Source organism: Pseudomonas sp. GXZC (assembly GCF_026967615.1).
Lineage (GTDB): Bacteria > Pseudomonadota > Gammaproteobacteria > Pseudomonadales > Pseudomonadaceae > Aquipseudomonas > Aquipseudomonas azotoformans_A.
Genome location: NZ_CP114115.1, coordinates 1681032 through 1692844, shown reverse-complemented (window position 1 = coordinate 1692844; position 11813 = coordinate 1681032). Strand labels below are relative to the sequence as shown.

Annotated in this window: 10 protein-coding genes; 5 read left to right on the top strand and 5 right to left on the bottom strand. The window is 59.9% G+C overall.

The features are described from left to right. Positions 1-13: 13 nt before the first annotated feature. From frr to rpsB, 4 genes are all read right to left on the bottom strand, one after another. On the bottom strand, positions 14-571 hold the full coding sequence (gene frr / locus OZ428_RS08040; RefSeq protein WP_012722596.1) for a ribosome recycling factor: 558 nt from the start codon (positions 569-571) through the stop codon (positions 14-16). Beyond that, on the bottom strand, positions 568-1311 hold the full coding sequence (pyrH, locus tag OZ428_RS08035) for a UMP kinase (RefSeq protein ID WP_003189161.1): 744 nt from the start codon (positions 1309-1311) through the stop codon (positions 568-570). The genes frr and pyrH overlap by 4 nt, the downstream gene beginning before the upstream one ends. A gap of 210 nt (positions 1312-1521) precedes the next feature. Further along, positions 1522-2385 carry a translation elongation factor Ts gene (tsf, locus tag OZ428_RS08030; protein WP_038849203.1) on the bottom strand — a complete coding sequence of 288 codons (864 nt, stop codon included), beginning with the start codon at positions 2383-2385 and terminating at the stop codon, positions 1522-1524. A gap of 191 nt (positions 2386-2576) precedes the next feature. Beyond that, positions 2577-3314, bottom strand: coding sequence for a 30S ribosomal protein S2 (gene rpsB, locus OZ428_RS08025; RefSeq protein WP_003189158.1), 738 nt, complete (start codon positions 3312-3314; stop codon positions 2577-2579). 387 nt (positions 3315-3701) lie between these two features. Between rpsB and map the strand changes: the two genes are divergently transcribed. From map to dapC, 3 genes are all read left to right on the top strand, one after another. Next, positions 3702-4484, top strand: a complete 783-nt coding sequence (gene map / locus OZ428_RS08020; RefSeq protein ID WP_016975842.1) for a type I methionyl aminopeptidase — start codon at positions 3702-3704, stop codon at positions 4482-4484. A gap of 62 nt (positions 4485-4546) precedes the next feature. Next, positions 4547-7249 carry a [protein-PII] uridylyltransferase gene (locus OZ428_RS08015; RefSeq protein ID WP_061435544.1) on the top strand — a complete coding sequence of 901 codons (2703 nt, stop codon included), beginning with the start codon at positions 4547-4549 and terminating at the stop codon, positions 7247-7249. Between the two features lie 43 nt (positions 7250-7292). Continuing rightward, entirely contained in the window at positions 7293-8492 is a 1200-nt protein-coding gene (dapC, locus tag OZ428_RS08010) for a succinyldiaminopimelate transaminase (protein WP_269133066.1), read from the top strand. Between the two features lie 13 nt (positions 8493-8505). Here the strand turns inward: dapC and OZ428_RS08005 are convergent, their stop codons facing one another. After that, positions 8506-10149: a Na+/H+ antiporter gene (locus OZ428_RS08005; RefSeq protein WP_269133065.1), complete on the bottom strand. Its 1644-nt coding sequence runs from the start codon at positions 10147-10149 to the stop codon at positions 8506-8508. Between the two features lie 255 nt (positions 10150-10404). On the opposite strand from OZ428_RS08005, the gene OZ428_RS08000 reads away from it, so the two are divergent. Together OZ428_RS08000 and dapD are read left to right on the top strand one after the other, a co-directional pair. Then, the gene (locus OZ428_RS08000) at positions 10405-10713 is read left to right on the top strand and encodes an arsenate reductase (RefSeq protein WP_229999207.1); all 309 of its coding nucleotides are present in this window, start codon (positions 10405-10407) and stop codon (positions 10711-10713) included. A gap of 33 nt (positions 10714-10746) precedes the next feature. Continuing rightward, positions 10747-11781 (top strand): 2,3,4,5-tetrahydropyridine-2,6-dicarboxylate N-succinyltransferase, encoded by a 1035-nt coding sequence (gene dapD, locus OZ428_RS07995; RefSeq protein ID WP_033902798.1) that lies wholly within the window; start codon positions 10747-10749, stop codon positions 11779-11781. Positions 11782-11813 lie beyond the last annotated feature (32 nt).

The window sequence follows — 11813 nt, the reverse complement described above, 5'->3', positions numbered from 1 at the left end:
GCGTCCTGACCCCTTATACGGCCATCAGGTCCTTTTCTTTTTCTTCCGTGGCCTTGGTGATCTGGGCCTCGGCATCTTTGGTCAGCTTGTCGATATCAGCGGTGGCACGACGCTCTTCGTCTTCGCTGATTTCCTTGTCCTTGACCAGTTTCTTCAGGTCACCCAGGGCATCGCGACGAATGTTGCGCACGGCAACACGGGCGTCTTCGGCTGCGCTGCGTGCCTGCTTGGTGAAGCCCTTGCGGGTTTCTTCAGTCAGGGCCGGCATGGAGATCAGCAGCAACTCACCCAGGTTGGTCGGGTTGAGGTTCAAACCGGCGCTCTGGATCGCCTTGTCGACAGCACCCAGCATGTTGCGCTCGAACGCGACGACTTGCAGGGTGCGAGAGTCTTTAACGGTAATGTTGGCGACGCTGCTGATCGGGGTATCGGAACCGTAGTAAGGCACCATCACGCTGCCCAGGATGCTTGGGTGCGCCTTGCCGGTACGGATCTGGCCGAATGCATGGCTCAGGGATTCCAGGGATTTCTGCATACGCGCCTGGGCGTCTTTCTTGATTTCGTTGATCATTGTTGGCCTTCCTCGATCAGAGTCCCTTCTGCGCCGCCGTGTACGATATTCAGCAGGGCGCCGGGCTTGTTCATGTTAAATACGCGCAGCGGCATCTTGTGGTCGCGGCACAGGCAAATAGCCGTCAGGTCCATCACGCCCAGCTTGCGATCCAGCACTTCATCGTAGGTCAGATGATCGAACTTCTCGGCATGCGGGTCTTTGAATGGATCGGCAGTGTACACGCCATCCACCTTGGTCGCCTTCAACACCACGTCAGCGTCGATTTCGATGGCGCGCAGGCAGGCTGCGGAGTCGGTGGTGAAGAACGGGTTGCCCGTACCAGCAGCGAAGATCACCACTTCCTTGGAATTCAGGTGGCGCATGGCTTTGCGACGGTCATAGTGATCGGTCACGCCGACCATGGAAATAGCCGACATCACGATAGCCGAGATGTTGGCACGCTCCAGGGCGTCACGCATGGCCAGGGCGTTCATCACAGTGGCCAGCATGCCCATGTGGTCGCCAGTGACCCGATCCATGCCGGCGGCGCTCAGTGCCGCACCGCGGAACAGGTTGCCACCGCCAATCACCAGGCCGACTTGTACGCCGATACCGACCAGTTGGCCGACTTCCAACGCCATGCGGTCGAGCACCTTGGGATCGATCCCGAACTCTTCCGAGCCCATCAGGGCCTCGCCGCTAAGCTTGAGTAGAATGCGTTTATAGCGAGCCTGATAACCACTGCCCTGCTGAGCCATTGCGAATCTCTCCTGCGGCGTATTTTTAAAAATTCTTGGCGAGCCGTTTACGGCTTGCGTTCACTCTAGCTGGACGCTGCTACAGCGCCATCGGAACACGGCTTTGTAAGCCAGTTCCGAAGGGAAGCCAATTAAAATCGGCCTTCCCATTTGAAAAGAGGCTGCGCGCGTGAGCGGGCAGCCTCTTTCGGGCGACAGTTGAAAACTGTCTTATTGCTTGGCGGCAGCCAGCTGGGCAGCAACTTCTTCAGCGAAGTTGTCGACCGGCTTCTCGATGCCTTCGCCTACTTTGTAGTAAGTGAAGGAAACGATTTCAGCACCGGCTTTCTTGGCCAGTTCGCCAACCTTGATTTCAGGGTTCTTGACGAACGCCTGCTCAACCAGGCTCGCTTCAGCCAGGAACTTGCTGATACGGCCTTTGATCATGTTTTCAACGATGTTTTCTGGCTTGCCGGCGATCTTGTCGGCGTTCAGGCTCAGGAACACAGCTTTTTCACGCTCGATCGCTTCGTCAGAAACTTCCGAAGGCAGCAGGAATTCTGGGTTGCTTGCAGCAACGTGCATAGCGATGTCTTTGGCCAGCTCAACGTCGCCGCCTTTCAGAACAACGGCTACACCGATCTTGTTGCCGTGCAGGTAACCACCCACCACATCACCTTCAACGCGAGTCAGGCGACGGATGTTGACGTTTTCGCCAACCTTGCCGACCAGTACCAGGCGATCAGCTTCTTGAGCTTCGATCAGAGGCTCAACAGTAGTCAGCTTGTCGTCGAATGCTTTCTTGACGCTGGCAGCAACGAATGCCTTGAAGTCGTCTTGCAGGGCCAGGAAGTCGGTCTGCGAGTTCACTTCCAGCAGAACGGCAGCTTTACCGTCTTCAACCAGAGCGATAGCGCCTTCAGCAGCGACGTTGCCGGCTTTCTTGGCGGCCTTGATGGCGCCCGAGGCACGCATGTCGTCGATGGCTTTTTCGATGTCGCCGCCGGCCTTGGTCAAGGCCTTTTTGCAATCCATCATGCCTTCGCCGGTACGCTCACGCAGTTCTTTAACCAACGCTGCAGTAATCTCTGCCATTTCAAAATCCTCTTGGATAGGTTTTCAACCATTCCACCCGATCAAACGGGCGATCAATTCTTCCCGAATCTCCGTTGTAGGCCACTGCACGTTACAAATGATGTAGCTGCGTTACCGACAAACGGTTTTCGAGGTGGCAAAAAGGGGGCCAAGCCCCCTTTTTGCTTACTGAGTCAACGCCAGGGCGCTAATTACTCAGCGGCAGCTACCGGAGCTTCTTCAACGAACTGCTCGGTACCACCAGCAACGTGGTTGCGACCACGGATTACAGCGTCAGCCATCGAACCCATGTACAGCTGGATAGCGCGGATTGCGTCATCGTTGCCTGGGATGATGTAGTCAACGCCTTCCGGGCTGCTGTTGGTATCGACTACGCCGATAACAGGGATGCCCAGCTTGTTGGCTTCGGTGATCGCGATGCGCTCGTGATCAACGTCGATAACGAACAGTGCGTCAGGCAGACCGCCCATGTCCTTGATACCACCCAGGGAACGATCGAGCTTTTCCAGGTCACGGGAGCGCATCAGCGCTTCTTTCTTGGTCAGCTTGGCGAAAGTACCGTCTTCGGCTTGCACTTCAAGGTCACGCAGACGCTTGATGGAAGCACGGATGGTTTTGAAGTTGGTCAGCATGCCGCCCAACCAGCGGTGATCGACGTACGGCGAACCGCAACGTGCTGCTTCTTCAGCAACGATCTTGCCAGCGGAACGCTTGGTGCCGACGAACAGAATCTTGTTTTTGCCCTGAGCCAGGCGCTCTACGAAAGTCAGAGCTTCGTTGAACATTGGCAGGGTTTTTTCAAGGTTGATGATGTGGATCTTGTTACGCGCACCGAAAATGTATTTACCCATTTTCGGGTTCCAGTAACGGGTCTGGTGACCGAAGTGCACACCGGCCTTCAGCATATCGCGCATGTTGACTTGGGACATGATAGTTCCTTAATAAGTCGGGTTTGGCCTCCACGTATCCCAATGACCAACCAGCGGCATCAAGGCCTCCGGCACCCAGGTCATCGTGTCGACACGTGTGTGGATTTAAGCTTTACGAGGTATCCCCGGAAAGCGGCGCATTTTATACCACAGCATCGGCAAAAACGGAATACGCAATCACATTTGCCGCAGCGCGCTTTCGTGTAACCCCTTGAATAGAGCCGACATAGCCCTACCTTATAGAGAGAAGCGATCATCAGAGGCTCATGATTTGAGGCCATCGTCTGTTAGAATCGCGTTTTTTGTGGCTTGTGCGAACTCTGCAACCTTTTGTCGCACGCCCGTAAACCGTATTGATTTCAGCGCGTCGCGCTAGAGAGAGCCTGTATGACCGTTAGCTTGAAAACCGCCGAAGACATCGCTGGCATGCGCATCGCCGGCAAACTGGCTGCCGACGTGCTGGAAATGATCGCCGAACACGTCAAGCCCGGCGTCACCACCGAAACCCTGAACCAGATCTGCCACGACTATATAGTCAACGTGCAGGGCGCCATCCCTGCGCCGCTGAACTACAAAGGCTTCCCCAAGTCGATCTGCACCTCGGTCAACCACGTGGTCTGCCACGGAATTCCAGGCGACAAGCCATTGAAGGACGGCGATACCCTGAACATCGACGTCACCGTGATCAAGGACCGCTACTTCGGCGACACCAGCCGCATGTTCCACGTCGGCAATGTGCCGGTCTGGGCCGAACGCCTGTCCCAGGTCACCCAGGAATGCATGTACAAGGCCATCGAAATCGTCAAACCTGGCTGCCGCCTGGGCGACATCGGTGAAGTGATCCAGAAGCACGCGGAAAAGAACGGCTTCTCGGTGGTCCGCGAATTCTGCGGCCACGGTATCGGCACCGTGTTCCACGAAGAGCCGCAGATCCTGCACTACGGCCGCGCTGGCACCGGCATGGAGCTCAAGGCGGGCATGACCTTCACCATCGAGCCGATGATCAACCAGGGCAAGGCCGACACCAAGGTGCTGGGCGACGGCTGGACCGCTATCACCAAGGACCGCAAGCTCTCGGCCCAGTGGGAACACACCCTGCTGGTCACCGAGACCGGCTACGAGATCTTCACCCTGCGCGCTGACGACACCATTCCACGCGTTTCGGCGTGATGATTGCTTCGGTTTTCCCGCAACCCTGTAACTGACTTATAGATAGAAAGGAAAGCCGATCAATGCCCCAGGTGGACCCCGAACTCTTCGACCGTGGCCAGTTCCAGGCCGAACTGGCCCTGAAGGCGAGCCCTATCGCCGCATTCAAGAAGGCTATCCGCCAGGCCCGCGAGGTGCTCGACGAGCGCTTTCGCAGCGGCCGGGACATCCGCCGACTGATCGAGGACCGCGCCTGGTTCGTCGATAACATCCTGCAAAAGGCCTGGGAACAGTTCAGTTGGAGCGAAGACGCCGATATCGCCCTGGTGGCGGTCGGCGGCTACGGGCGTGGCGAACTGCACCCTTATTCGGACATCGACCTGCTGATCCTGCTGGACAGCGCCGATCATGAGATCTTTCGCGATTCCATCGAGCGTTTTCTGACGCTGTTGTGGGACATCGGCCTGGAAGTCGGCCAAAGCGTGCGCTCGGTCGACGAATGCGCCGAAGAGGCCCGCGCCGACCTCACCGTCATCACCAACCTCATGGAAAGCCGCACCATCGCTGGCCCCGAGCGCCTGCGCCAGCGCATGCTCGAAGTCACCAGCACCGCACACATGTGGCCGAGCAAGGACTTCTTCCTGGCCAAGCGTGCCGAACAGAAGGCCCGGCACCACAAGTACAACGACACCGAATACAACCTGGAACCCAACGTCAAAGGCTCGCCCGGCGGCCTTCGGGATATCCAGACGATTTTGTGGGTTGCCCGTCGCCAGTACGGCACCCTGAACCTGCGCGCCCTGGCTGGCGAGGGCTTCCTGGTAGAGAGCGAAAACGCCCTACTGGCCTCGTCCCAGGAGTTCCTGTGGAAAGTGCGCTACGCCCTGCACATGCTCGCCGGGCGCTCCGAAGACCGCCTGCTGTTCGACCACCAGCGCTCCATCGCCACCCTGCTGGGCTTTGAAGGCGAGGACGCGAAGACCAGCATCGAAAGCTTCATGCAGCAGTATTACCGGGTGGTCATGAGCATTGCCCAGCTCAGCGACCTGATCATCCAGCACTTCGAAGAGGTGATCCTGGCCCCCGAAGACGAAGCGCCGCCGCAGCCGATCAACGCGCGTTTCCAACTGCACGACGGCTATATTGAGGCACGCAACGACAACGTGTTCCGCCGCACGCCGTTCGCCATGCTGGAAATCTTCGTGCTGATGGCCCAGCAGCCGGAAATCAAAGGCGTGCGCGCCGACACCATCCGCCTGCTGCGGGAGAACCGTCACCTGATCGACGACGATTTCCGCAACGACATCCGCAACACCAGCCTGTTCATCGAGCTGTTCAAGTGCAAGATCGGTATCCACCGCAACCTGCGACGCATGAACCGTTACGGCATCCTCGGGCGCTATCTGCCGGAGTTCGGTTTTATCGTCGGGCAGATGCAGCACGATCTGTTCCACATCTATACCGTGGACGCCCACACCCTGAACCTGATCAAGCACCTGCGTAAGCTTCAGTACACGCAAGTGTCAGAGAAATTCCCGCTGGCCAGCAAACTCATGGCCAAGCTGCCCAAGCCCGAGCTGATCTACCTGGCCGGCCTGTACCACGACATCGGCAAGGGTCGGCATGGCGACCACTCTGAGGTGGGCGCGGTTGACGCCGAGGCGTTCTGCCAGCGCCACCAACTGCCCGTGTGGGACAGCCGCCTGATCGTCTGGCTGGTGCAGAACCATCTGGTGATGTCGACCACCGCCCAGCGCAAGGACCTGTCCGACCCGCAGGTGATCCACGACTTTGCGCAGATCGTCGGCGATGAAACCCGCCTCGACTATCTGTACGTGCTGACTGTCTCCGACATCAACGCCACCAACCCGACGCTGTGGAACTCCTGGCGTGCCAGCCTGTTGCGCCAGCTGTACACCGAGACCAAGCGCGCCCTGCGCCGTGGCCTGGAGAACCCGGTGGACCGCGAAGAGCAGATCCGCCGCACCCAAAGCGCGGCCTTGGACATTCTGGTGCGCGGCGGTAACGACCCGGACGACGTCGAGCAATTGTGGTCGCAGCTGGGTGACGATTACTTCCTGCGCCACACCGCCGGCGATGTCGCCTGGCACACCGATGCGATCCTGCAACAGCCCGCCGATGGCGGCCCGCTGGTGCTGATCAAGGAAACCACCCAGCGCGAATTCGAAGGCGGCACGCAGATCTTCATCTACGCACCCGACCAGCACGACTTCTTCGCCGTGACCGTGGCAGCCATGGACCAGCTCAACCTGAACATCCATGACGCCCGTGTCATTACCTCCAGCAGCCAGTTCACCCTCGACACCTATATCGTGCTCGACACCGATGGCGACTCGATTGGCGACAACCCGGCACGCGTGAAAAAGATCCGCGAAGGCCTGACCGAGGCCCTGCGCAACCCTGACGACTATCCGACCATCATCCAGCGCCGGGTGCCGCGCCAACTCAAGCACTTTGCGTTTGCGCCGCAGGTGACCATTTCCAATGACGCCCAGCGGCCGGTGACAGTGCTGGAACTCAGCGCCCCGGATCGCCCAGGCCTGCTGGCCCGCATCGGCGGGATTTTCCTGGAGTTCGATCTGTCGCTGCAAAACGCCAAGATCGCGACCCTCGGCGAGCGCGTGGAAGACGTGTTCTTCATTACCGATGCCGACAACCAGCCGCTGTCCGACCCGGAACTGTGCCTGCGCCTGCAAGAAGCCATCGTCCAGCAGTTGAGCGTCACCCAGGAACCCGGCGTCGAGCTGACACGCCTGACCATTTGAAAAGCGCCGCCCCAGTTTTTAACGCCTTGCACGAGATCCACCGATGAACAACGCTCTGAACCAGCTCCAGCCCTACCCGTTCGAGAAACTGCGCGCCCTGCTGGGCAGCGTCACGCCGAACCCGGACAAGCGCCCGATCGCACTCTCCATCGGCGAACCGAAACATAAATCGCCCACCTTCGTGGCCGAAGCATTGAGCAACAACCTCGACCAGATGGCCGTGTACCCGACCACGCTGGGCATCCCGGCCCTGCGCGAAGCCATCGGCGCCTGGTGCGAACGTCGCTTCAACGTGCCCAACGGCTGGCTCGACCCGGCGCGCAACATCCTGCCGGTCAACGGCACCCGTGAAGCGCTGTTCGCCTTCACCCAAACCGTGGTCAACCGTGGCGACGATGCACTGGTAGTCAGCCCCAACCCGTTCTACCAGATCTACGAAGGCGCCGCGTTCCTCGCCGGGGCCAAGCCGCACTACCTGCCGTGCCTGGACGCCAATGGCTTCAACCCAGACTTCGACGCCGTGACGCCGGACATCTGGAAACGCTGCCAGATCCTGTTCCTGTGCTCGCCCGGCAACCCGACCGGCGCGCTGATCCCGGTCGATACCCTGAAAGAACTCATCGCCCTGGCCGACGAATACGACTTCGTCATCGCTGCCGACGAGTGCTATAGCGAGTTGTACTTCGACGAACAAACCCCGCCACCCGGCCTGCTGAGCGCCTGCGTTGAACTGGGCCGCCAGGATTTCAAGCGCTGCGTGGTGTTCCACAGCCTGTCCAAGCGCTCCAACCTGCCGGGCCTGCGCTCCGGTTTCGTGGCCGGCGACGCGGACATCCTCAAGGCCTTCCTGCTGTACCGCACCTACCACGGCTGCGCGATGCCGGTGCAGACGCAGCTGGCCAGTATTGCGGCCTGGCAGGATGAAGCCCACGTGCTCGCCAATCGTGACTTGTATCGCGAAAAATTCGACGCGGTGTTGGCGATTCTCAAGCCAGTGCTGGACGTAGAGAGTCCGGATGGCGGCTTCTATTTGTGGCCGAATGTAAATGGCGACGACGCCGCGTTCTGCCGTGACCTGTTCGTGGAAGAACACGTGACCGTCGTGCCGGGTTCGTACCTGTCACGGGAAGTGGACGGCTTCAACCCTGGCGCCGGCCGTGTGCGCATGGCGCTGGTTGCTCCGTTGGCGGAGTGCGTGGAAGCGGCGGAGCGGATTCGCGACTTTATCCAACGTCGCCGCTAAGGCGCGATCAGGGTCACTTCACCTGCCCCAGATTCGCCTCACTCATATCCAGCTCCGCCAGCACCTCCCTCAAAACGTCATCACCAATCTGGTGATGACGACTCAAACTGTACAACTCCAACCGCTGCGCCCGTAGGGCCTTGAGCCGCAGTTTGCGCTCCAGCAGGTCCATCTGTTGCGCCAAGGCCTGGGCTTCGGCGGAGTCGTTGAACACGTCCAATTGGTGGCGATATTCCGACATCAGCCGCGCCTTGAGCTCCGTGGCAAGCGCGGCTTGGGCGGCGTCCGGGGTTTCGGCGTCTGCCGGTTCTTGCGCTTCAAGCGCGTGAATGGCCGCAACGGCAGTCCTCTTCCAGGCTTCGCGCACTTCCTTGTGGCGTTTTTCGTCCGGGCTTTTTTCGATGCCACGCAACAGTAGCGGCAAGGCGATACAGGCGGCGATCAGCGATAACAGAATCACGCCTGCCGCGATGAAAATCAGCAGGTCACGCTCGGGAAAATCCTGTCCAGGCGCCAGCAGCAACGGCACCGACATCACACCCGCCAACGTTACCGCACCGCGCACCCCACCAACCGTCAACAGCCAGCAGGAACGCGCGGTCGGCACCAGCGTCAGTTCGCTTTTCCCACGCAACCTGCGCAGCAAGCCCGACAGCCGCCAGATGCTCTGCACCCAGATAAAGCGCAGCACCACCAGCACCAGGAAGATCGCGATCACATCCAGGCAGCGATAAAACAGGGTTGGCCACAACGTCGTCTCGTGACTGACGACTGCCTTGATGATGTCTGGCAGTTGCAGGCCCAGCAGCAGGAAGATCAAACCGTTGAAGGCGAACTCCAGCAACGACCACACGCTGCGATTGAGCAGGCGCGTGCTGGTCTGGCGTGGCAGCAGGTCGAGCCAGCTTTGCATCATGCCCGCCGCCACCGCCGACAAAATGCCCGATGCGCCCAAGCGTTCGGCCAGCACATAGGCCGCAAACGGCAGCAGCAACATGAACACCACGTGGGTGGCCGGGTCGTCCCAGCCACGGGCGATCATCCACGCGCGCAAACGGCCCACCAGCCAACTCAGGGCCACGCCGACCGCCAGGCCACCGACTGCCACCAGCACGAATGTGAGGCTGGCATCTGCCAGGGAAAACACCCCGGTCAGCGCCGCCGCCAGGGCAAATTTGAAGGTCACCAGACCCGAGGCATCATTCATCAAGGCCTCGCCCTGGAGCATGTGCATCAGCGGCGTGGGCAAGCGATTCTGGGAAATAGCCGACACCGCCACGGCATCCGTCGGCGACAACACGGCCGCCAGGGCGAAGGCCACCGGCAACGGGATAGTCGGCAAGATCCAATGGATGAAGTAACCGGCGCCCACCACGGTAAACAGCACCAGGCCCACCGCCAACGTCAGGATCGGCCCGCGCAGCCGCCACAACTCGCGCTTGGGCATGCGCCAACCATCCGAGAACAACAGCGGTGGCAAGAACAGAAACAGGAACAACTCGGGGTCCAGCGCCACATGCAGCCCCAGCGTCGGCCAGGCCAGCAAGGCACCGGCGGCAATCTGCACCAGGGGCAACGGCAGAGGAATGACACGCCCGACCAGACGCGAAACGCTGACCAGCATCAGCAGGATAAGAACGGTGTAGGCGGTTTGCATAACGCGGTTTTCCCGGACAATCGACTTGCAACGACACACATCAGGCAACAACTGGCCGTTGAAGTGCCATATTACCCGGCTATGTTACTCGCTGGCTTTTGCACAAAAGTCGCACAGCGCTGACGAGCGGCACCCAAACGCGCTGGTCGTGGCATAATCCGTGACCTTTCGTTTCTACTTGGTCCAAAGGGGGGCAATTCCTTGACCGCTTCAAGCAAAACGTTGCACCTTTTCGGCATCAAAGCCTGCGACACCATGAAAAAGGCGCGCACCTGGCTCGATGAGCACGGCGTCAGCTATGAGTTCCACGACTACAAAACGGCCGGTATCGACCGCGAACACTTGACCCAATGGTGCAACGAGCACGGTTGGCAGGTGGTTTTGAACCGTGCGGGCACCACCTTTCGCAAACTCGAAGACGAACGCAAAGCCGATCTCGATCAGTCGAAAGCCATTGAATTGATGCTCGCACAACCTTCGATGATCAAGCGCCCGGTGCTTGATCTCGGTGACAGAACCCTGATTGGCTTCAAGCCAGATAGTTATTCGGCGGCCCTCAAGTAGGCCAGCCCTTTCCATTTTTGTAGAGGTAACAGTATGTCCAATTCCCTGTTCAGCCTGGGCTTCGGCGTCGGCACTCAGAACCGCCAAGGTGCTTGGCTGGAAGTGTTTTACGCACAACCGCTGCTCAACCCGTCGGCAGAAATCGTCGCAGCCATCGCGCCGATCCTCGGCTACACCGAAGGCAACCAGGCGATCACCTTCACCATCAGCCAAGCGCTGCAACTGGCTGATGCGCTCAAGAATGTCGACGCTACCCAAGCCGCGCTGCTCAACCGCCTGGCCGAAAGCCACACGCCGCTGGTCGCCACTCTGCTGGCCGAAGACGCCGCACTGACCTCCACGCCTGAGGCTTACCTCAAGCTGCACCTGCTGTCCCACCGCCTGGTCAAGCCCCACGGCCTGAGCCTGGCCGGTGTGTTCCCGCAGCTGCCGAACGTGGCCTGGACCAGCCAGGGCGCGATCGACATCAACGAACTGGCCGAACGCCAGCTGGAAGCCCGCCTGCGCGGCGAACTGCTGGAAGTGTTCTCGGTGGACAAGTTCCCGAAAATGACCGACTACGTGGTGCCGAGCGGCGTGCGTATCGCTGACGCAGCACGCATCCGCCTGGGTGCCTATGTGGGCGAAGGCACCACCGTGATGCACGAAGGTTTCGTCAACTTCAACGCTGGCACCGAAGGCCCAGGCATGATCGAAGGCCGTGTATCGGCAGGCGTATTCGTCGGCAAGGGTTCGGACCTGGGCGGCGGTTGCTCCACCATGGGCACCCTGTCGGGCGGCGGCAACATCGTGATCAAGGTTGGCGAAGGCTGCCTGATCGGCGCCAACGCCGGTATCGGTATCCCGTTGGGCGACCGTAACACTGTGGAATCGGGCCTGTACGTCACCGCCGGCACCAAGGTTGCGCTGCTGGACGAGCAGAACCAACTGGTCAAAGTGGTCAAGGCACGCGAACTGGCCGGCCAACCGGACCTGCTATTCCGCCGCAACTCCGAGACCGGTGCCGTGGAGTGCAAAACCCACAAATCGGCCATCGAACTGAACGAAGCGCTGCACGCTCACAACTAAGCAGCCACTCGATGCCCCTAGCGGGCCCCGAC

Coding starts and splice junctions, on each gene's coding strand:
- frr (WP_012722596.1), bottom strand. CDS start 571: ATGATCAACGAAATCAAGAAAGACGCCCAGGCGCGTATGCAGAAATCC.
- pyrH (WP_003189161.1), bottom strand. CDS start 1,311: ATGGCTCAGCAGGGCAGTGGTTATCAGGCTCGCTATAAACGCATTCTA.
- tsf (WP_038849203.1), bottom strand. CDS start 2,385: ATGGCAGAGATTACTGCAGCGTTGGTTAAAGAACTGCGTGAGCGTACC.
- rpsB (WP_003189158.1), bottom strand. CDS start 3,314: ATGTCCCAAGTCAACATGCGCGATATGCTGAAGGCCGGTGTGCACTTC.
- map (WP_016975842.1), top strand. CDS start 3,702: ATGACCGTTAGCTTGAAAACCGCCGAAGACATCGCTGGCATGCGCATC.
- OZ428_RS08015 (WP_061435544.1), top strand. CDS start 4,547: ATGCCCCAGGTGGACCCCGAACTCTTCGACCGTGGCCAGTTCCAGGCC.
- dapC (WP_269133066.1), top strand. CDS start 7,293: ATGAACAACGCTCTGAACCAGCTCCAGCCCTACCCGTTCGAGAAACTG.
- OZ428_RS08005 (WP_269133065.1), bottom strand. CDS start 10,149: ATGCAAACCGCCTACACCGTTCTTATCCTGCTGATGCTGGTCAGCGTT.
- OZ428_RS08000 (WP_229999207.1), top strand. CDS start 10,405: ATGAAAAAGGCGCGCACCTGGCTCGATGAGCACGGCGTCAGCTATGAG.
- dapD (WP_033902798.1), top strand. CDS start 10,747: ATGTCCAATTCCCTGTTCAGCCTGGGCTTCGGCGTCGGCACTCAGAAC.